Here is a 21,033-nt window from a genome sequence, read left to right as displayed (position 1 = left end):
TGCATGCGTACGCGCGCGCCGCGCGGGCTGTCGCCGCAACGGCTCAAAGATCAGGAAACCCCGAGCGCCCCTGCGTCAGATCGAACAGTTCGGCTCTTGCCGCGGCTTCGGCGGTTTCGGGCAGCTTGATCACGAGCTTCACCGTCATCCCGTACGCGCTGTCCACCAGTTCATAGCCGGCTTGTTCGATCCAGCGGCGCACGCGCGCCTCTTCCGGGTAGCCGATCTCGACCGCGAGCCGCGTGCGCCGAATGCGCTCGACGCGCTCGGCATCGAGCAGCGCCGATGCGATCGCATCCGTATACGCACGCACCAGCCCGCCCGCGCCGAGCTTCACGCCGCCGTAGTAACGCACGACCGCGCCGAGCACGCCGTCGAGATCGTGATGGCGCAGCACTTCGAGGATCGGCCGGCCCGCGGTGCCCGACGGCTCGCCGTCGTCCGACATACCGGACTGGCCGCCCGCCAGCAACGCCCAGCACACGTGGGTGGCCGCCGGGTGCTCGTCGCGCAGGCGTTGCAGGACCTGCATCGCGGCATCGCGGTCCTCGACCGGAACCGCGTACGCGATGAAACGGCTCTTGCGGATTTCGAGTTCGCGGATGGTGGAGGCGGCGAGCGAGTAACTCATGCGTCGCGACGCGGAAAGTGTAGGGAAATCAAGGCGATGATAGCTGGTCGATGCGTTTGACGGGGGCCCGTGGACGAATGGATATCGTCTGCATGAGCGCGGGGCAAAGACGGAATTTTACCGTGGCGCGCGTCGAAGCATTTCGATGCCGCTGCGCACGGCATCAACGCACGCCGACCGACGACCGCAGCGCCGCGCCCAGCGTGCGCAGCGCCTGCCGGGCGTGCGCATCGGTCAGATTCGAGTAGAGCACCACGTCGCGCGTCGGCAACGGCGGCAGCCCGTAGCGCATCCCCATGTCGACGGTGCCGGCGGGCGCCACGCGATGCCCGAGCGCCGCGACGGCCAGCCCCGCGGACACCGCCGCGCCGATCGTCGCCACGCCGCCGCCGACGAAGACTTCCGTCCACGCGACACCGGCTTCGTCCAGCGCGTCGACCGCCATGCGGCGCACGCTGCACGGTTCGGCCTGCGTGGCGAGCCGCAGCGGTTGCGGCGGATGGTATTCGAAATCGGCCGCCGCCATCCAGCCGAACGACTCCGACAGAATGGTTTCGCCGTCGAGCCGCCGGCTGTCGTGCTGCAGCGCGACGGCCGCATCGAGCAGGCCGCGATCGAACGCATCGAGCACGTCGCGCGACGCGGCGACGCGGATCTCCAGCACCAGCGCCGGCTCCGCTTCGCTCATCCGCCGCAGCAGCATCGGCAGATCGGCGCCGACGACATGGTGACTGACGCCGATCACCAGCCGCCGCCGGCTCGTGCCGAATGCGCTGATTGCGCCATGGTGAGCAGCCACCAGTTCGCGCGCCGGCTCCAGGAACGCGGTGCCGTCGGCCGACAGCCGAACCTGCCGCGGCGTGCGTTCCAGCAGGCGGCGGCCGAGCCCGTCTTCCAGCCGCTTGATCTTCAGGCTCACCGCCGACTGCGTGGTGTCCAGCGCCTCCGCCGCCCGCGTGAAGCTCTTGAGATCGGCGGTCAGCACGAATGCCTGCACGGCTTCGATGTCGAGCGTTTTCATCGCACCCTCGGTCATTTCAGAATCGAATCATTGAAATATTCTGCCATCGTCTTTTCAAATGATTCAAGGTCTTCTACGCTGCGCTCATGCCGTCCGGAATGCCGTCCGTTTCTTTCGCCAGGAGTCGATCATGCTGACCGCGTACTAGGTGCACCGCCTGCCGGCGGACTACGACCTCGACATCATCCGCCAGCGTGTGCGCGAGCGCGGTCGCCTGTGGGACGACACGCCGGACCTGCTGTTCAAGGGATTCCTGCTGCGCGAGGCAGGCCGCCACGGCGCGCCGGAAAACGGCTACGCGTCGTTTTACCTGTGGCGCAACGAACAGGCGTTCGCGCGGTTCGTGACGGACGGCCGCTATCGGGTCGTGACGGACAGCTTCGGCCGCGCGCCGATCGACACGCAGGTGGCGCTGGACGCGCGCAAGGGCAGTGCGTCGACGGGACGTTTCGCGCGTCTGGAAACGATCGAGATTCCGGCGGATGCCGACCTCGATGCGGCACTGGCGCGGGAGATCGAACGCAATCGCGAAGCGGCGGCACGGCAGGGCGCGGTCGCGGCGGCCGTCAGCCTCGATCCGCTGCGCTGGCGGCTGACGCGTGCGCTCGTGACGGAACACGAACCGGACGACGGCGGCGCGGGCACGGTGTACCAGGTCCTGCATCTGGCGAGGCCGCTGCTCGACACGCTGGAAGCGGGCGGCGCGTGATGGCCGGCATCGTGTCGCGATTGCCGGCCGGCGTGGTGGTGGCCGCGCATCTGGCGGGTGTGGTGGCGGGCATCGCCGCGATTGCGGCGCTTGCGACGATGCTGGCGCTGCTGTTCAGATAAGGCGCTTCAGCGCAGTGGTGGTTCAGAAGGGGCGCCGCGCATGCGATGCACGGCGCCCCCGGGTCGCTTCATCGGCCCTGCAAGCGGATATCGCGTGACGACGCGCCGACATACACGGTCCCGCCCGGCACGAGCTTCCAGCCGTTGCGCGACGTATCCCACACGCTCTGCATCCGTGGCGACACGGTCACGCGCACACGCCGCGCCTCGCCCGGATTCAGCCGGACCTTATCCCAGCCGACCAGCCGCTTCGGCGGCTCGTCCTTGTACGGCACGCCGAGATAGACCTGCGGTATTTCGGCGCCGGCGACGCGCCCGTCGTTGCGCACGGTGAACGCGACGCTCAGCGAGCCGTCCCATTGCTTCGACACCGACAGGCCCGAATACGCGAAGTGCGTATACGACAGGCCGTAGCCGAACTCGAACATCGGCTTGATGTTGCGCGCGTCATACCAGCGGTAACCCATGTTCAGCTTTTCCGCGTACACCGGGTCGGGGTCGAACGTGCCGTTTTGCCCCCACGTCGGCGAGTCCTGATCGCGCGCCGGGAACGTCACGGGCAGCTTGCCCGACGGATTGACCGCACCGAACAGCACGTTCGCGATCGCCTTGCCGCCGGCTTCGCCCGGATACCACGCCTCGACGATGGCCGACACGTTGTCCTTCCACGGCATCAGCACCGGGTTGCCGCTCTGGACGACGACGATCGTATGCGGATTCGCGCGCGCGACGGCTTCGACGAGCGCATCCTGGTTCGACGGGTTCGCGAGGCCCAGGCTCTGCAGATCGCCGAAATCCTCGCCGGCCGGCTGCGCGACCACGACGATCGCGACATCCGAGCGGCCCGCGAGCGCCGCGGCCTGATCGATTTCCTGCTGCGTGTATGCGCGGAACGGCGACTGCTGGTCGCTGTTGCCTGCATACGTGACCTGGGCGGCCGGCGCCAGCGCGCGGATCGCCGCGACGATCGGCACGTCGACCTTGAGCCACGGATTGCGCCACCAGCTGCATCCGGTCGACGACCCGAACGTCAGGCCGCCGCAGCCGGCGAACGAACCCGATACCGGGTCGCGCGTATTGCCCGAGCCGCCGCCGGACAGCACGGCCGCATCCGCATGGCCGCCGATCACGGCGATACGCGACAGCGCCGACGCGACCAGCGGCAACTGGTTGCCGTCGTTCTTCAGCAGAACGATCGACTGTTCGGCGGCCGCCTGCGCGAACCGGTTGCCGGCCGCGAAATCGATCGTGCCGCCGCCCTGGGCCGGATCGTCCATCACGCCGACGCGGATCATCACGGCGAGCTTGCGGCGCACCATGTCGTCGAGGCGCGCGGTCGACACCGAGCCGTTCGCGATCGCCTGCTTGACGGCCGCCGGCGTCAGGTACACGCTCGGCCCGACGTCTTCTTCCTCGTCGAGGCCGGCGTTGATCGCGGCGGCGGTGCTGTGCGTGGCGCCCCAGTCGGACTGCACCTGGCCCTGGAAGCCCCACTCGTTCTTCAGCACGTCGTTCAGCAGGTGAGGGTTCTCGCACGCATAGGTGCCGTTCAGGCGGTTGTAGCTGCACATCACGCTCCCGGGCCGGCCGCGCTTCGCGGCGATCTCGAACGGCAGCAGGTACAGCTCGCGCAGCGTGCGCTCGTCGATCTGCGTATTGCCGCCCATCCGGCCGTGTTCCTGCTCGTTGCCCGCGTAGTGCTTGATCGTGGCGATGACTTTCTGCCGCTGCGTGGCGAGCGTGCGTTCGGCGAGCAGGTCGCCGGCGAGCAGCGGATCCTCGCCGAGATACTCGAACAGGCGGCCGCCGCGCGGCTCGCGCGCGAGGTTGGTGCCGCCGGCGAGGCCCATGCCGAATCCTTGCGCGCGCAACTGGATCGCGACCTGCTTGCCGAAGTCGTATGACAGCCGCCGATCCCAGCTCGCGGCGACCGCGATCGTGGCCGGGAACGTCGTGCTGGCCTGCGACGTGCTGCCGGAGCCGGTCGCCGAATCGACCATGTTGAGATCGGGAATGCCGAGCCGCGGCACGCCCTGGATGTAGCCGGCGCCGCCGCCCGGCACCTTGGACATTTCGTATTGCGAATGAATGAATTGTAGTTTTTCGTCGAGCGTCATCTTGCGCACGAGCAGGTCGGCGCGCCGTTGCGCGGCGGCTGACGCGAACGTGTCGGTCGCGTCAGCCTGCGCATTGAAATCGGCGTCGCCGGCGTAGGCGGTGGTGCAGAGGGTCGCTGCCAGCACGACGGCCGGCCAGAGTGTGTCCCGCATGTTGCTCTCCTGATCGTATTGCCGGTTGTTGGAATGATGTCTGGAGTTGCGTACGTCCGGTGGATTCGCACCGGACGCATTCGGCTGGCGATGCAGGGTGGTTGCGCGTCGGCATGCCAGCCAGGCGGGGAATCGTTACGGCCGGTTGGGCTCGATCGAGCAACGCGGACGGCGACGCGGACCGTCCGATGCTGCCGAATCGGATGTAGCGATTCTCTGCAGCGACTAATCGTACGAATGTAGTTTGACTACAGCATCGGTGTTTCTACCGATACGTGTGATCTTTATTTCGTAGGGACGCGCGGCGGGGCGGAAAGGCGGTCATCGTTCCCGATCGGGCCTGCGCGGCAGAGTAAGAATTGCCTGCGCATGGGGCGCTCGGAGGGGCGGAAGGTCGGGGCGTGTATGCCCGTGCGATATGGTTCGTTGCGCGCGCATCGAACGGAACAGCGTCGGATGCCGGTCGCCCCGTGCGGAAACCGGCGCGGCACCGACAGTGGGCTAGCCGCGTCGAGCGACCGGACTGCCGGGCATCGGAATCCCGGCGCGATAGACGACGGTGGCGAGTGCCGCGGCGACCGCCGCCTCGGCCATCAGCACGGCGACGGCGGCGCCCCGCTCGGCGAAATACCTGGCGAGCACGGGCACCAGCACGATGTTCAGAATGCCCGACGACATCAGGATTCGCGTGAATGCCGACTTCATCCCGAGCGGCAGCATCGTCTGCACACCGAACAGGTCGGTCATGCCGGCCATGAACGGAATGAAGGCCATCCAGCGCAGCACCTGGACCGTCGGTTCGTACGAAGGGCCATACAGGATCCGCACGGCGAGCGGCGCGCCGAAGAAAATCGCGAGCGAGATGCCGAGCACCATCGCGACCTGCACGACGAACAGCTTGCGCAGGAACGAGAACGCGTCGTTGCGCGCATGCCGCATCAGGTAGCTGATGCGCGGATAGGTGGCGGCCTTCAGCGGCTGCAGCATGCTGAGCGCCGCGCGGATCAGCTTGTCGCCGGCGGCGAAGTAGCCGGCCGCGACGTTGCCCGACACGAAGCCGAGCAGCACGGTGTTGGTCGACGCATAGAAGGCGATCGACGTCGACGCGAGAAACACCTGCCAGCCGCCCTTCAGCGATTCGGCGATGTCGGCCGCGCCGACGCGTACGAAGTCGATTTCACGGTTGAGGTACAGATAGGCCGCCAGCGCGATCGCGGACAGCGTCGGCACCGCTGCGTTGACGATCATCACGCGGTCGATGTCCGCCGGGCTGTGCACGAGCGCGAACATGGCCGGCAGGCTCAAGATGCGCCCGACGAACAGGATCATGCTGAGCGCGCGCAGCTTTTCCATTCCCTGGAAATACCAGCCCGGCGTGAACGCCACGCCGGCGACCATCCCGAACCCGATCAGCAGCAGGTCGCGGTCTTCGCCGAAGCGCTCGACCGCAAAGGTCAGCGCGACGAGCACGACGAAGCAGATCACCGCGATGCCGACCTGCGCGTATAGCGTCGCCCAGAAGATGCGCGAGCGTTCGGCGCGGTTGTCGCGAGCGAGCGCGATGCGCGGCGTGGCGGTCAGGTCGAAGCTGTAGCTCGTGCAGTTGGTGAGATACGCGATGACGGCGAGCGAGAACGCGAGCTGCCCGTAGCCTTCGGGCCCGAGGGCGTGCGTCAGCAGCGGTGCGATCAGCAGCGGCACGGCGTACATCGAAATCTGCAGCGTCAGCAGCAGCAGGAAATTCTTCTTGAGGTTTGACATTCGCTCGGTCGGCGCCGTGAGTGTCGCGGTGCGGCCGCATGGGGCCGCGGCGCGCGCGTGCATCCGGTCGGCGCTGACCCGGGTTGCATGGGTGGGTGGCGCGTCCGGCGTCGCCGGGCACGGCCACATCGTATGGCGGCCATGATACGGGCCGCACGGGACGACTATGTTCGCGAGCCTACCGTTCGCGGATTCCGTCCGTGCGCGCGGCATGAATCGCGGCACGGCGCGCGTCGTCGTGCGTTGTCGTCTCGCGATAGCGATGAATCTATTTGTAAGCTGCCGCACCGAAGGACGTTCGAACCGAGTGCTTTAATCGATCGCACTGTTTTGGTTCACGGTGCAAACCGCCCGACGATGCCTCGGGCACGCAACATCACCTCCCGCGGGCATGGGGAGCAGGGCAACGCATGGAACCGGGCGGGCCGCGCAGGGGCGCGGCGGGGGCCGCTGCCGCGCGTTCATCGACGAGTCGCACGATCGTGGATCGCTCATTCCGGTGGAGCGGCCCGAACGCGTGTCCGCGTCCGATAAAAATACCGATCCGAGGAGTACCGATTGAAGCCGATTATGTTCGGCAGCTGCGTGGGGTGGCTGCACGAAGGACAGACGACACAAGGTGTGATCCTGTGCGAATCGCTGGGACACGAGGCATCGTGGACGCACAAGCTCATGCGGGCGATCGCCGAGCGCCTTGCCCGCGACGGCGTCACGGTGTTGCGATTCAACTATCCGTGCACTGGCGATTCCGCAGGCGACGACCGTGACGCCGATCGGTACGCCGCGACCGTCGGCAGCATTCACGATGCGATCGATCTGCTGCGCGACCAGGTCGGTGTCGCGTCGCTGACGCTCGTCGGAATCCGCGCGGGCGCGCTGTTCGCGATGCTGGCCGCCGCGGGCGACGGGCAGCACCCGTCGCCGCGCGTCGACGCATTGGTGGCGCTCGCGCCGGCCGTGCGCGGACGCGCTTATCTTCGCGAGCTGTCGTTCGTGCATCGCCAGTGGCTCGACGTCACGTCGCCTGCGATTCGCACCGCCCATCGTGACGAGCCCTGCATGAACGTGCTCGGGCACCGCTTTCCGGACGATTTCGTCGCCGCGTTGAAGGCGGTCGATCTGTGCGACGTCGTGCGCGCTGCCCCGAGGCTGCCTGATGCGATGCTGCTGATTCAGCCCGATCAGGACGGACCTGCGTTGCGCGATGCGCTGCTCGCGCGGGGCGTGAACGTGGCGGCCGATCCGTTTCGCGAATGGCCGACGACGATGCTGGACGGGACGCGCTCGCGCCTGCCGCTCGCGGCCATCGACACGCTCGCGCGCTGGATCGGCGAACGCGTGCCGCGCACGGCCGCCAGCGTCGACCCGATGTGGCGGCATGATCCACCGTGGAACGGCGAATCGGCCGCCGCGCTCGACATGACCGACATGACCGAGCAGGTCGTCGCGGTCGGGCCGGACCGGTTGGTCGGCGTACTGTGCCGTCCCGCCGATACGGGGCCGGCGAATCCCGCCGCTCCGGCGCTCGTGATCGCGAACACGTCGACGAATCCGCGAAGCGGCGAAGGGCGCTTCAGCGTGCGCCTCGCGCGGACGCTTGCACGCGCCGGCGTCACGACGCTGCGGATCGACGTGAACGGCGTCGGCGACAGCGGCGCGGCCGCGCTCGACGACCAGTCGCGCGTCGTGTATTCGGCGCAGTCGAGCGACGACGTGGCGGCCGCCGCCGACTGGCTGCGTGCGCTCGGCCATCCTGACGTGGTCGCGGCCGGCATCTGTTCCGGCGCCTATGCGGCATTGCATGCGGCCGTGAAGACGCCGTCGCTCGGCGGCGTGATCGCGATAAACCTGGCGCGCTTCGTGTGGCCGGCCGGGCTCTCGCTCGACGCGGTGCAGAAGCAGCGGAACAACTCGGTGCGCGGTTACTGGCTGTCGGTGCGCGACTGGCAGAAGTGGAAACGCCTCGTGCGCGAACGGCGCGATTTGCGGCCGATCGCGCGCGCCGTCGCCGCCAATGCGATCGCGCGAGTCAGCGTGCCGGTGAAGGAGGCGGCCGCGCGCGTCGGCTGGAAGCCGCGCGCCGGCACCCCACGCGGCGTGATGCACGTGCTTGCGCAACGCAATGTCCGCACGACCCTGGTATATGGCGCGCTCGATCCCGGCATCGACGATGTCCGGCGCCACTTCGGCGCGATCGAGCACGCATTCGGATGCTCGCGTCACGTGCGGCTGCACCTCGAGCCGCAGGTCGATCACGCGGTGTACGGCGCGGTCGGCGCGGACATCGTGATCGAGCGGTGCTTGCAGGCGCTCGGTCGCGACTTGACGAGGCCGGCCGTGCACGTTGCCGATCCCGTCGCGCGCGAAGCGGCTGCGGGATCGTACGCAAACGTGTCGGTCGGCAGCCCGTGATGCGCGCGGTGCCGCATGCGTCGGCGCTTTGGGGCGCGATCCCCGCTTCGTATGAAGATCGACGTTCGGTGGGGTCGCTCACAGACGCGCCGTTCGCCGTGGTGTCCAATCCCTTATCGATGCATGCACGGTCGTGCCGCGGCATGACCGGCCGGGACGGGTCAGTCGCGATCGCCCGGCTCCGCATAGGGTGATTTCGCGTAGGGCGATGCGTACAACGTGTCGCTGCGCCATACGTCGTCGGCGGGCGCATGGGCGACCTGCGCGCGATGTGGCCGCGTCGGCACGAGCGGCCGGCGCAACGCGACGCGGGCCCGCGTGTCGGGCTGGACGGCGGCGCTCGCGGCTGAACGAGCGATCGCGGGTGCTGTCGCCGCAGATGCAGCCGCGGACGCAGCCGCGGCGGGTTCGGCGGCCGCACTCGCGCCGGCGGCTTGCGCCGAGCGTTGTGGCGGCACCGGCGCAACGAGCGTCGACGACGCGAAGGGCGCTGTATCGGCAGGCGTGCCGGACAGCGTTTGCGCACCGGCGGTACAGAGGAAGCCGGTCGACACGATGCAGACGAACGGCGCAAGCGACGAAGAGAAGTTCATGACGGATCGTACGGAATGACGTGCGGTGAAGAGGGTGGTGCGGCATGCAAGCTGCAATGCAAGCCGCGCTGGGCAAGCGTAATGCCGGAATTCGCCGCGTTCGGCGGGTTACCGCACAGTTTTGGAAGGACACCATGTCAATCACCACGCAACCGGAATCGACGCGCGGCACGCCGCGGCCCGGCGCCCGTCGCGCACCGTGGCTGTCGCGCATGGCGATCGTGGCGGCCGCATGCGCGCTGAGCGCATGTGCGCTGTCGCCGGGCATGACTTACCGCGCGCCGGCGGAGCGCGACGCGAATGCGCGCGTGAGCGCCGACGCATCGGGTTCGGGCGGCCTCGACGGCGTGCAGAACGTGTCGAGCGAGGATCTGATCGAGATCACGCCGGCATTCGTCGCCCAGCACCAGGCGGGGCGGTCGGCCAATGTCGACGCGGAGATCCGCCGGCTGTTCGGCAAGCCGACGCCGTATACGATCGGCCCCGGCGACGTGCTGGGCATCGTCGTATGGGACCACCCCGAATTGAACCTGCCGACGACACAGACGCTCGGCGGCGGTGACGGCGTCGGCGCCAGCTCGGTCGCGACGGGCTATACGGTCGACGCGACCGGCAACGTCCAGTTCGCGTACGCGGGCCTCGTGCACGTGGCGGGATTGACCGAGGCACAGGCGCGCGCGCTGCTGACGAAGCGGCTCGGCGAATACGTGCGCAAGCCGCAGCTCGCGCTGCGCGTGCAGAGCTACCGCAGCAAGCGGGTCTATCTCGACGGCGAGGTGCGCACGCCGGGCCTGCAGATCGTCAACGACATGCCGATGACGCTGCCCGAGGCGATCGACCGCGCGGGCGGTTTCACGCCGACGGCCGATCGCTCGCAGGTTTCGGTGACGCGCGGCGACACGACCGTGAACGTGAGCCTGCCTGCCCTGATCGCGGCGGGCGTGAATCCGTCGAACATCCTGTTGCGCGACGGCGATCTCGTGCGCGTGCGTGCGGCGAGCGACGCGAAGGTATTCGTGCTCGGCGAGGTATCGCGGCCCGCGACGCTGACGTTGACCGACGGCCGGATGAGCCTCGGCGAAGCGCTCGGCGACACGGGCGGCGTGAGTCAGTACACGTCGGATGCGCGCCAGGTGTTCGTCGTGCGCCGCGGCCCCGACAATCGCCCGCGGGTGTACCACCTCGACGGCAGCTCGCCCGCGTCGTTCGCGCTCGCCGACCAGTTTCCGCTCGAGCGGCGCGACGTCGTGTTCGTCGATGCGTCATCGCTGGTGCGCTGGAGCCGCGTCGTGAACCTGCTGATTCCGTCGTCCGCGCAAGGTGCGCTGACGGCGAAAGCCATTTCGCCGTGATGCCCGAGGCGGATTTCGTGACCGCGACCGTGCGTCGCGCCATACGGGACTGATGCTGTATGAACACTTCGACCCTGCCTGACCCGCACAGCGGGCGCATTCTGCGGCCGTCCTATCCGGTGCGCCGCTACTGGAGCATGCTGTATGGCGGCCGGCGACTGATCGTCTGCACGGCGCTCGCGGGCGCGCTCGCAGGCGGCCTGTATGCGCTGTTCGCGGCTCCCGTTTACCGCTCCGACATCCTGTTTCAGGTCGAGCAAAGCCAGACCGATTCGAAGCAGACGTCGCCGCCCGGCGATCCGTCATCGGTGTTCGATCTGAAGACCGATGCATCGACCGAGATCGAGGTGCTCAAATCCCGTGCGGTGCTCGACCGCGCGATCCAGAGCACGAACCTCGCCCTCGACGCACGGCCGCATTACCTGCCGCTGATCGGCTGGCGCTTCGTGAACGCGGCCGACGGGCTGTCGTCGCCGTTGCCGGGCGGATACGTGTATGGCACCGAGCGCATCGACGTGCCGACCTTCGACGTGCCCAAGCGCCTGCTCGGCAAGCGTTTCGCGCTGACCGTCGGCGACGACGGCGCCTACACGCTGCAGCGCACGGGCTTTTTCGGCCGGAAAGGACCGGCATGGCAGGGCCGCATCGGCCAGCCGCTGCGCGTCGAGACGCCGCAGGGGCCGATCGACGTGTTCGTGCGCGACGTGGCCGGCCAGCCCGGCGCACGCTTCGACCTGACGCGCTACAGCGACGAGGAGGCGACGACGTGGCTGCAGAAGAACGCGCTGATCTCGGAGCGCGGCAAGCAGTCGAACATGATCGGCGTGACGCTCGACGGCATCGATCCCGTGCACGACAGCCGTGTGCTGAACGCGATCGGAGATGCGTATCTGGCGCAGAACACGCAGCGCAAGTCCGAGGCGGCCGACAAGCTGATCCGATACATGGACGGCCAGTTGCCGCAATTGAAGGCGCAGCTGGAAGCGGCGGAGAGCCGCTTCAACGCATTCCGTGCATCGCACGGGACGGTCAATACGAGCGATGAGGCACTGGCATTGCGTCAACAGTCGGTCGACATCGAGACGCGCGTGCAGACGCTGCAGCAGCGGCGCGAGGAACTGCTGACGCGCTTCATGCCGAAGCATCCGGCCATCGTGGCCGTCGATGCGCAGCTCGCCGATGCGCAGCGCTCGCTCGACACGGCCCGCAAGCAGATCCAGCAACTGCCGACCGTCGAGCAGGGCGTGCTGCAACTGCAGCGCGACGTGGCCGTCGACACCGCGCTGTACACGAACCTGCTCAATACGCGCCAGCAGATGGTCCTCGCGCGTGCCAGCAAGACGGGCACCGTGCGGATCGTCGATACGGCGAAGGTCGCCGAGCAACCGATCGGTCCGCATCGCGGGGTCGCGGTGGTCGGCTTGCTGATGGTCGGCCTGATGGCGGGCGCGGCGATCGTGGTCGCCCGGCAGCGTGTCGTTGGCACGATCGGCGACGCGGAGGAAATCGAGTGGGCGACGGGTTTGCCGGTGTTCGCGACGGTCCCGCACAGCGCCGTCGCGGCACAAACGGAGCTGCGGTCAAAGGTGCGCCGGCGCGGCCAGCGCATGCTGGCGACGCAGGCCCAGGCCGACGGACAGGATGCGGCGCTCGAAAGCCTGCGCAATTTCCGGGCGGCGCTGCAACTGTCGATGCCGGCCGCATCGAATCCCGTCGTGCTGATTTCCGGCCCGACGACGGGCGTCGGCAAGTCGTTCGTCGCGGCCAACATCGCGTCGCTCGTGGGCGCCGCGAAGCGGCGCGTCCTGCTGATCGATGCCGACTTGCGCAAGGGCTCGCTGCACGACCGGTTCCGCTATAGCCGCGCGCCAGGGCTGTCCGACGTGGTGGCGGGCACCCACACGCTCGACGACGCAATCAAGCGCGGCGTCGCACCGGGCCTGGATTTCATCGCGATGGGCAACGTCGTTCCCGATCCGGGCGAACTGCTGCTGCAGCCCGCGCTCGCCGAACTGATCGAGCGGGTCGCATCTCGCTACGACATGGTCGTGCTCGACGGCCCGCCGTTGCTCCCGGTCGCCGATGCGCTGGTGCTGGGGCGCCTGGCGGGCGCCGTGTTCCTCGTCGCGCGGAGCGGCGTGACGACGTTGACGGAACTCGATGAAAGCGCGCGGCGGCTCGAGCACGCGCATATCGGCGTACGGGGCGTGATCCTGAACGACTACAAGGGCGCGCCGGGACGGTACGACTACGGCTACAACGATGCGAACACGCATCAGGCCACGTCCGGGTTGACGGGGATGATGGCGTCGCGGCAACGGGCGGAACGCCCGTCATGAACCGGCGAGCGGGCAGGGCTGGAGGCGGGCCGCGACCAGGCCCGGCGACGTTGCGCGGGATGGCGCGCGTGCGCGGTGCGGCGGGCGGTTACACGGGCTACTGGTGGGAAGATCCGGCCCGGCTCGTGCTGATGTTCATCCTGCCGTTGTACGGATTGCTGTCGCTCAGCCTGCTGGGCGACCAGAAGTCGATCGCGAGAATCTATTTCGACGGCTACTACGCGTTCGTCGGCGCGCTGTTCCTGATGGTGGTGGCGGCCACGGCGTGGCTCGCTACGACCGAAGCGCGGACGCGGCGCGGGCCGCCGGAAACGCCCGTCGAGGTGCCGCCGCGCGTGCTCGATTGCCTGTTTGCACTCGCGCTGTTCGGCAATCTCGTGATGATGAGCGGAGTCATCGCGCGTCCGGCGCTGCTGCTCGAGTTCCTGCACGGGCAGGCTACCGCGTACGACATGCTCCAGCAGATCGGTCGGATCACCGGGTTGAGTTCGTTCACGCAGGCGACGGCGCCGTTCGTCGCGCTCTATTTCTACGTGTTCCGAACGCCGGCGAAAGGCCTGAACCGCTACAAGATCTACATGGCCGTGCTCGCGGTGCTGACGCTGCTGCGCAGCTTCCTGTTCGCGGAGCGCCTCGCGTTGATCGAGATGGTGATGCCGCTCGCGTTGATGGTCGTGCGGTTCCGGCTGCACGGCCGGTATGCGCGGCTGCTGACGCTCGGGCCGTACGCTGCGATCCCGCTGTTGTTCGCGCTGTTTATCGCGAACGAGTACAACCGTTCATGGGAAGCCTATTACGTCAACATCTACGACAACATCTTCGACTTCGCGCTCGAACGGCTCGGCCTGTACTATTCGACGTCGCTGAACAACGGTGCGGGGATGCTCGCCGTGCTCGGCTGGGGGCAGGGCCATCCGATGTTCACGTTCGATTGGCTGATGCGCTTTCCGGTGATCGGCGCGACGTTCCAGCCGTGGTTCGATTCGAGCGACAGCTTCAACCTGTTTCTGAACAGCTACGCGGACCCGGAATTCAACAATCCGTCCGGGATCTTCGTCCACTTCTATGAATGGGGCTGGTTCGGGCTGCTCGACGCAGCCGTGCTCGGCTGGATGGTTGGCCGCAGCTATGCGGGCTGGCGCAGCGGCAACGGATTCTGGTGCTGCGCGCACGCGGTGCTCTACGTGTCACTGATGGAAATCATGCGTACGCCAAATCTGTTCAGCGGACGCAATTTCCTGCCGATCGTGTTGCCGATCATCGTGTTCCATTGGTTCGGGAAGCGCCCGGCGGGCGTTGGGCCTTCCGGGCATACGGGATCCGGACGCGGGACGCGCGCCGCGGAAACGAACGAGCGGGGCGGCAGTGCAACGGCATAGCAGCTCGCAGGGCGCCCGGACCTCGGGATGATCGCGCGAAGCTCAAGCGGTACGCGTTCGTACCGCCGTGTCGCGTCCTGGCCACGCGGGGAAGCCGGCAATGTGCGCGAAGCCTGTCCGCAATGCGACCAGATAGACGACGATCGGGATCGCGACACCGGCCAGCGTGCCGAGTACGAGGTGTAAGGCGAGATCGGTGATGCCGGCGCGCATCAGCACGATCCGTACGGCCGCCATCGCGAAGATGTGGGTCAGGTAGATCGGCATCGATGCGCAACCGATTGCCGCCAGCCATGCCGCGCGTGCCGGCTGCGACGCATACCGATGCGCGAGTTGCAGCGTCAGCGCGATGCCCGAGAACGCGGCGGGAAGCGCCCAGATGCTCGTCGCGCCACCGAAGCCGTGAGCGAATACAACTGCGGCGACGAATGCCGTTGCCGTGGCGGCGCATGCGGTTGGCCCGCTGTTGCGCGCGAGCCAGCCGGGCAACGCCTGCGACGCAATGACGCCCGTCACGAAGAACGGTGCGTTCATCAGCGTGATCGACAGGATGCCCCACTGCGTCGCCGCGCCGAGTACCAGCCCGAGCACCGCGCATCCGGCGAGCCAGCCGCGCGCCCGCGATGGCATGGGTGAACGCGTCGTATTCGGCACGGCCGCCGCGAAAGCCCGGATGCCGAGCATGCAGAGCATCAGCGCGTACAGGAACCAGAACTGTGCGAACGGTCGCCAGCCGATCGCCAGCAGGTCGTCCAGCGTGAACGGATGATTGGTGCCGTGCGACGCCATTGCAATCTGCACGGCGCCCTGCGCGATCGACCACAGCAGGTACGGATACACGATCGTCCTGATCTTCGACCACAAGAAACCGTCCGGCGCGCGGCGCAGCGAGCTGCAGACGTGCAGGCCGGACAGGAAGAAGAACAACGGCATGTGGAACGTGTAGATCACGTAGTCGTTCCACGCGAATGCCGTGTCGGCCGCGCCTGTCGGCACAAGGTCGGCGGAAACGGCACCGCGCAGCACGTGGCCGTATACGACAAGAATGATTCCCGCGCCGCGGGCGACATCGAGGCTGGTTTCGCGAGCAGTCATGATGAAGGGGCGGTCGGCCCGTCAGGTTCCGCACCGCCGGGATATCGGACAGTCGTTCACTGTATGGCGGACCGATGCGCAGGACAGTGCGGTGGGCGACAGTGGGTCGTCGTGCAGCCCGACGGATGTCCTACAGCCCCTCGAATATCGCCTTCATCATCTCGGCGCTTCGGCTCCAGCGATACTTCTCCGCGTGCAGGCTTCCCTTGCGTTTGAGCTCGGCCCTGAGTGCGTCGGAATCGAGCAGGCTCCGCAATTTCCGCGCGATGTCGTCCTGCGAATACGGATCGCAGTACAGCGCCGCATCGGCACAGACTTCCGGCAGGGCCGCAGATTTGCCGACTACGACCGGGCAGCCGTAGCGCATCGCCTCGAGAGGCGGTATGCCGAAGCCTTCGTAGATCGACGGATACAGGAAGCACGCGGCGTGCTGATACAGCGCCTTCAATTGTTCGTCGCTGATATAGCCGACGTACTTGACGTTCGGTTCCGCCGCCGCCATGAGGTCCTGCTTGCCGAACACGGTGGTGTTCTGCATCCCGACGATGACGAGATCGACCGACGGATCGTCGATCTGCCTGAACGCCGCGATCAGCCGGCCGAAGTTCTTGGTGGGATTCATGCTGCTGACCGCGAGCACGAACCGGTTCGGTGTCAGCGCATGCTTATCGAGCACGCTGGTGTCCGGTTCCAGGGTGTCGAGATGATCCGCGCCGAGCGGCACGACGCTGATCTTCTCCGCGGCAACCCCGCAGTGATGCGCGAGGCGATCCCGCGAGAAATAGGAGTTGGTCAGCACGCAGACGGAGGTTCGCGCCAGGATCCAGAACATGACCCGGTACCACATGCGAAACGGGCGGGAGAAATGCGCGGGGGTGTCGAACACGGCCGCGTCGTGCATGTAGACGATCTGGTTGCCGATGAAAATGGATGCCGAATTGCTGAGATTGACGATGCGGCCGCGGCGTGCGAACAACGGGAGCACCAGCTGTTCCCACACCACGCCCTTGTAAAAGCCGACTTTGACCATCTTCGCTCCGCTTACCTCGATGCCCGGCTGCGGAGGCACCAGCACGGTTACCGGATCCTGCGGCTGAAACTTGATCAATGCGGCGATCAGCTCGCGTGCGACGCGTTGCACCCCGGTTGTCTTCTGCGTGGTGAATCGGCCGTTGTATACGAGTGGCTTCGGTTTCTTGAACGAGATCATGTCCATAAGGGGATATCGAAATCAGGCTTTGACGTGATCCGCTGCAACCGGCTTGAACTCGCGCGTGTCGACGCGCGGCTCGTCGGTGCCGAGTCCGTAAAGCGCATGCCATTGCCGGAAGATCGCGCTCATCGAAAACCGCTGAATGGCCCGCTTTCGCGCGGCATCACCCATCCGCTCGCGAAGCTGCCGATCGTCGCGAAGGGCGGTCACGTACTCGACCATCTCGTCGGCGGTTGACGCGACATAGCCCGTCACACCATGAATCACCACGTCGCGATTGCCGACAACGTTCGTCACGACGGCCGGAATTCCGGCAACCTGCGCTTCGATCAGCGCGACCGGCATGCCTTCCCAGCGCGAGGTCTGGACATAGATGTCGAGTTCCGACGTCAGCGCCAGCGCGCGTTCGCGGGTTACCCAGCCACTGCATGCGACGGCCTCGCGCGCGGCGGAATCCGGGATCTCGGCCGCGTTGCCGCCGATCCACAGAAACTCGACGCTGGCGCCGTGCAACATGTCGGCGAGTCGCACGAATGCTTCATGGTTCTTCTGGAACGACGCGCGGCCGCTCATCCCGATCACGACCTTGTGGTCGTCGCGCGTACGGCGGGCCGGAATCTCCGCGACGTTCACGCCGTTTTCCACCAGGACCGCCGATCTTGGCCTGACTTTTCCGTTGATCTCGCCGAGCTCGCTGCCCGAGCACGCGACAATGGTGCCGCCGATGCGCGCCGCGATGCGCTCGAAGCTCAGATAAGCGAACTGCTTGATGGGCGACACGTCGCAGCGCAGGAATGACAGGCCGTGTGGCGAGTAGAGAACCGTTGCATTCGGGGCGGCGATCCGGGCAGCGATACGTCCCAGCACGCCGGCCTTCGACGAGTGCAGATGAATCGCGGTCGGCTTGCAGTCGCGCAGGGTACAGACGAGCGCGTGCACGCTCCGCAGATCCTGCCGGACGTTGACCTCGCGCACCATGTCGACATAGACCAGCTTCACGTCGGGCCGGAACAGCGTCGAGAAATCGGCCGGCGTTTCCGGGCGGATCGCGTGCAGCACCGTCACGTCCACGCCGGCCGCGGCGGCATGGTTGGCGAGATAGGTGAGCATCGACAGCACGCCGCCGCCGAATGCTTCGGCAATATGAACGATCTTTTCCTGGGTCATCTCTCGGTCTGTCGATTCGGTCGCGCTGTTCGTTACCCAGTGCGACGATGGAGGCGGCGTATCGTCAAGTCGTCAGCGGACCACGCATGCCGTACGTCCTATCCATTACGCATTCCTGATTGATTGATGCGCGATCGCCGCCGCCATTGCTTCCGGTCTGTCGGACTTGATCGCGCGAACACGCCACGTGGCGGCGAACATCTACGCGCCACGCATGCATCAATTGGTCCGGACCATTGTGAAGCGCACGCCGCACGCACTCGGTGCGATGGCTAACCGAACAAGCGAATCGGCAGCCGCAGTCGCGTCCGGATGGGATTCATCGCGCGCCGGTGCGTTGGTCGGGCGACTTGCGTACGCGAGCGAGCGGATTGGACAGATAGCGGATCGCGCGATTGCTCAGCGTTGACGATGGCAGCAAGCACGCGAGCGACAACACGGTAACCGCCACTTTCTTGGCCGGGCGCCAGAACGGGTTGCGCAGCACGGTGTGCCAGTAGCGTCCCGATTCGCACAGGAACCAGCGCCAGCGCCGCGCGAGCGGCGCGCGATACAGCGTGCTCGCGAAGCGCGCCTTCTCGATGGCGAAGTCGAGCGGGGCCATCGGTAGCGCTTCCCGCAACCGCGTGCCGGCAAGCGTGCGCAGGATCGACCAGCGGCGTTCGGCCTTCAATGCACCGGTTGCCGCGTCTTCCGAGTTGGCGAGCGCGAGGGCCGGGCCGTCGGCCGCGCTTGTGTTCGACTGCTGGTGCATGCGATAGCCGCCGAGCGTCGCATCGATCATGTGGACGGCACCGAGCAGCGCGATGCCGTAGATCGCGTAGAAATCGGCGCCATGGAGATTGTCGGCAGTGACGGGCACCGGAAAAATGCGTTTCAGCGCAGCGACCTGGTACGCATTGCCCGATGCAGGCGGCGACGGGTACAGCCAGCCCGCGCGCAACAGGCGGCCGCAATCCGTATCGATCACCGACTGCGGCACGCTCGCGCCGGTTCGCGCGCCATCGTGCGCGATCACGTCGAGCCGGAAATGGACCTTCACGAAATCGCCGGATGCGAACGCGGCGAGCACGCGTGCCGCGGCGTCGGCATAGAGCAGGTCGTCCGCGTCGAGCAGGATGACGTAGCGCGACGTGACGTGCTCCAGCGCGCGGTTGTACGCGGCAACCTGACCGCGATTCTCCTGGAACACCGCGGCAATGCGCTCGCCATACGAGCGAATGATGTCGCGCGAATCGTCGGTCGACCCGTCATCGACGATCAGAACGCGGACGCCGTGCGCGGTCTGTGCGAGCGCCGAGTCGATCGCGTCGCGCAGGTACTTGCCGTGGTTGTAGTTGCAGATTGCGATGGTCAGGTCGGTCATGTGCGGAAGTCGGACGGGCGCGCGGACGATCGGGGTCATGATACGGATCGCGCGGCTGCGCACAGTTCGCGAGCCTACCGTTCGGGAGTGCGCGCGCGCATGGCATATCGCGTCGTCGATGCGGTACTGGAGCGCTTGGTCTGATGACGCACCGAAGCCGTTCGGAGCCCCTGATCTAATCGACGTTGGAGCATCGCCGCTTTCGTCGGCTTAGCGGACAGGCCACGCAGCCGGCCGTCAATACGTGCGGTTCGACGTGCACGAAGACTTGTCAGGGAAACGATACGATATGCATGAATTGCAACGCCTGTCGCGCTTTGTGGTCGCCGGCATGTGCATGGCGGGCGCGCTATCGTGGCCGGCGCTCGCCGCGCCCGCCACCTCCGCGACCCAACCGGCCGCGCTTGATGCGGCGGTACCGGACGCGTACGTGCGTCCGGACCCCGCCGCGGCCGATCAGGGCGACGCGCTGCAACGCGCGCTCGACGCGCTGCGGCCGGGGCAGCGGCTTGTATTCGCACCGGGGCGGTATGTCGTCGGCCGGTCCCTCGTCGTGCGGCAGGCGCGTGTGGTGCTGTCGGGCTTCGGCGCGACGCTGATCGCGACAGCGCCGAACGATCAGACGATCGAGTTGCACGGCGACGGTACGACGCTCGTCGGGTTCCGGCTCACGGGAACCGGCACCACGCGTCTCACGACGCCGGAGTCGACGAAGATCGAGGTAACGGGGCGCGACGTGCAGGTGCTCGACAACATCGTCGACGGTGGCGCAGGCGCGGGCATTTTCGTGTTCGGCGGTGCGGATGTCGCGATCGTCGGCAACGAGGTGCTGTCGACGCTGGCGGACGGCATTCACATGACGCACGGCTCGCGCAACGTGCTGGTGCAGGGCAACGTCGTGCGTGGAACCGGCGACGACATGATCGCCGTCGTGAGCTACCAGGCGGAAGGCGTGCTGACCCGCAACGTGATGATTACCGGCAACTCGCTGGAAGGCAACCCGTGGGGCCGTGGCATCACCGTCGTCGGCGGCGCGAACGTGACGATTTCAAACAACATCGTGCGCAACGTGCAGGTCAGCGCCGGGATTCTCGTCGCTCAGGAAGACAGCAACCGCACGGTCGGCTCGTCTGACGTCCGGATCGAGCGCAACGTGATTGCCGATATTCAGACGGCGACAGGTCGGACCGATTCGCGTCCGCTCACGCAGCAAGCAGCGATCGAGGTCAGCACGTGGTCCGGTTCGGTGTCGCGCGTGACCGTGATCGGCAATCGCGTTTCGAATGCGCGATTCGATGGCATTCGGTTGTGGGGCAACGTGTCGGACATACGGCTGGCGGACAATCAGCTGTCGGGGATCGGCGGCATGCCGGTGCGGGCCGGACCTGAACCGGATTGCGCCGCCGGCGCGTCCGCGGGTTCGTCCGCGAACCATCGGGCAAGGGGCGCGCCGTGCACGAGCACGCGCCTGTCTCGGCCGGGCGCGCCCGACGCCGTCGGCGCCGATACGTCACTGCTGCCACGCGTGCGCGAATCCGTCAGACGGGCGCGCTGGTCCCAACGCGGCGTCGATTGATCGTGCGGGGCGCGGCCAACGCGCCGG

At 67.1% G+C, this 21,033-nt stretch carries 16 protein-coding genes; 7 read left to right on the top strand and 9 right to left on the bottom strand.

All coding sequences use genetic code 11. The features are described from left to right. Positions 1 to 43: 43 nt before the first annotated feature. Both JYG37_RS16910 and JYG37_RS16905 read right to left on the bottom strand, forming a co-directional pair. On the bottom strand, positions 44 to 631 hold the full coding sequence (locus tag JYG37_RS16910; protein ID WP_124630314.1) for an IMPACT family protein: 588 nt from the start codon (positions 629 to 631) through the stop codon (positions 44 to 46). A 163-nt stretch (positions 632 to 794) separates the two neighbouring features. Next, positions 795 to 1,652: a LysR family transcriptional regulator gene (locus JYG37_RS16905; protein WP_124630313.1), complete on the bottom strand. Its 858-nt coding sequence runs from the start codon at positions 1,650 to 1,652 to the stop codon at positions 795 to 797. Positions 1,653 to 1,800: 148 nt separating this feature from the next. Between JYG37_RS16905 and JYG37_RS16900 the strand changes: the two genes are divergently transcribed. Both JYG37_RS16900 and JYG37_RS34995 read left to right on the top strand, forming a co-directional pair. After that, complete coding sequence (locus tag JYG37_RS16900; protein WP_249745999.1) at positions 1,801 to 2,361, top strand: DUF4865 family protein; 561 nt, start codon at positions 1,801 to 1,803, stop codon at positions 2,359 to 2,361. Further along, positions 2,361 to 2,483: a hypothetical protein gene (locus JYG37_RS34995; protein WP_256121801.1), complete on the top strand. Its 123-nt coding sequence runs from the start codon at positions 2,361 to 2,363 to the stop codon at positions 2,481 to 2,483. The genes JYG37_RS16900 and JYG37_RS34995 overlap by 1 nt, the downstream gene beginning before the upstream one ends. A gap of 68 nt (positions 2,484 to 2,551) precedes the next feature. Here JYG37_RS34995 and JYG37_RS16895 read toward each other — a convergent pair whose 3' ends face one another. Together JYG37_RS16895 and JYG37_RS16890 are read right to left on the bottom strand one after the other, a co-directional pair. Then, positions 2,552 to 4,753: a glycoside hydrolase family 3 C-terminal domain-containing protein gene (locus JYG37_RS16895; RefSeq protein WP_213345632.1), complete on the bottom strand. Its 2,202-nt coding sequence runs from the start codon at positions 4,751 to 4,753 to the stop codon at positions 2,552 to 2,554. A 501-nt stretch (positions 4,754 to 5,254) separates the two neighbouring features. Continuing rightward, positions 5,255 to 6,514 carry an oligosaccharide flippase family protein gene (locus tag JYG37_RS16890; protein ID WP_213345631.1) on the bottom strand — a complete coding sequence of 420 codons (1,260 nt, stop codon included), beginning with the start codon at positions 6,512 to 6,514 and terminating at the stop codon, positions 5,255 to 5,257. 558 nt (positions 6,515 to 7,072) lie between these two features. On the opposite strand from JYG37_RS16890, the gene JYG37_RS16885 reads away from it, so the two are divergent. Next, positions 7,073 to 8,926 carry a serine aminopeptidase domain-containing protein gene (locus JYG37_RS16885; RefSeq protein ID WP_213345630.1) on the top strand — a complete coding sequence of 618 codons (1,854 nt, stop codon included), beginning with the start codon at positions 7,073 to 7,075 and terminating at the stop codon, positions 8,924 to 8,926. Positions 8,927 to 9,087: 161 nt separating this feature from the next. Here the strand turns inward: JYG37_RS16885 and JYG37_RS16880 are convergent, their stop codons facing one another. After that, complete coding sequence (locus JYG37_RS16880) at positions 9,088 to 9,519, bottom strand: hypothetical protein (protein ID WP_213345629.1); 432 nt, start codon at positions 9,517 to 9,519, stop codon at positions 9,088 to 9,090. 134 nt (positions 9,520 to 9,653) lie between these two features. On the opposite strand from JYG37_RS16880, the gene JYG37_RS16875 reads away from it, so the two are divergent. Genes JYG37_RS16875 through JYG37_RS16865 form a run of 3 tightly spaced genes read left to right on the top strand, consistent with a single transcriptional unit; the run spans position 9,654 to position 14,589 of the window. Then, complete coding sequence (locus JYG37_RS16875) at positions 9,654 to 10,871, top strand: polysaccharide biosynthesis/export family protein (RefSeq protein WP_050010859.1); 1,218 nt, start codon at positions 9,654 to 9,656, stop codon at positions 10,869 to 10,871. A 59-nt stretch (positions 10,872 to 10,930) separates the two neighbouring features. Further along, positions 10,931 to 13,210, top strand: coding sequence for a polysaccharide biosynthesis tyrosine autokinase (locus tag JYG37_RS16870; RefSeq protein ID WP_213345628.1), 2,280 nt, complete (start codon positions 10,931 to 10,933; stop codon positions 13,208 to 13,210). After that, positions 13,207 to 14,589 carry an oligosaccharide repeat unit polymerase gene (locus JYG37_RS16865; protein WP_249745998.1) on the top strand — a complete coding sequence of 461 codons (1,383 nt, stop codon included), beginning with the start codon at positions 13,207 to 13,209 and terminating at the stop codon, positions 14,587 to 14,589. The genes JYG37_RS16870 and JYG37_RS16865 overlap by 4 nt, the downstream gene beginning before the upstream one ends. A 42-nt stretch (positions 14,590 to 14,631) precedes the next feature. Here JYG37_RS16865 and JYG37_RS16860 read toward each other — a convergent pair whose 3' ends face one another. The 4 genes from JYG37_RS16860 to JYG37_RS16845 all read right to left on the bottom strand — a co-directional run bounded on the left by JYG37_RS16860 (position 14,632) and on the right by JYG37_RS16845 (position 19,430). Continuing rightward, complete coding sequence (locus JYG37_RS16860) at positions 14,632 to 15,684, bottom strand: acyltransferase family protein (RefSeq protein WP_089489293.1); 1,053 nt, start codon at positions 15,682 to 15,684, stop codon at positions 14,632 to 14,634. A gap of 130 nt (positions 15,685 to 15,814) precedes the next feature. After that, positions 15,815 to 16,894, bottom strand: coding sequence for a glycosyltransferase family 4 protein (locus JYG37_RS16855; protein ID WP_213346104.1), 1,080 nt, complete (start codon positions 16,892 to 16,894; stop codon positions 15,815 to 15,817). A 21-nt stretch (positions 16,895 to 16,915) separates the two neighbouring features. Next, positions 16,916 to 18,064, bottom strand: coding sequence for a glycosyltransferase (locus tag JYG37_RS16850; protein ID WP_213345627.1), 1,149 nt, complete (start codon positions 18,062 to 18,064; stop codon positions 16,916 to 16,918). Positions 18,065 to 18,383: 319 nt separating this feature from the next. Then, positions 18,384 to 19,430 (bottom strand): glycosyltransferase family 2 protein, encoded by a 1,047-nt coding sequence (locus JYG37_RS16845; RefSeq protein ID WP_050011081.1) that lies wholly within the window; start codon positions 19,428 to 19,430, stop codon positions 18,384 to 18,386. Between the two features lie 289 nt (positions 19,431 to 19,719). Here JYG37_RS16845 and JYG37_RS16840 point away from each other — a divergent pair, with 289 nt between their 5' ends. Beyond that, complete coding sequence (locus JYG37_RS16840; protein ID WP_050010865.1) at positions 19,720 to 21,006, top strand: right-handed parallel beta-helix repeat-containing protein; 1,287 nt, start codon at positions 19,720 to 19,722, stop codon at positions 21,004 to 21,006. Positions 21,007 to 21,033 lie beyond the last annotated feature (27 nt).

It is taken from the genome of Burkholderia sp. LAS2 (assembly GCF_018417615.1).
Lineage (GTDB): Bacteria > Pseudomonadota > Gammaproteobacteria > Burkholderiales > Burkholderiaceae > Burkholderia > Burkholderia sola.
The sequence above is the reverse complement of the archived record's forward strand: the minus strand, read 5'-3'. Positions and strand labels throughout refer to the sequence as shown.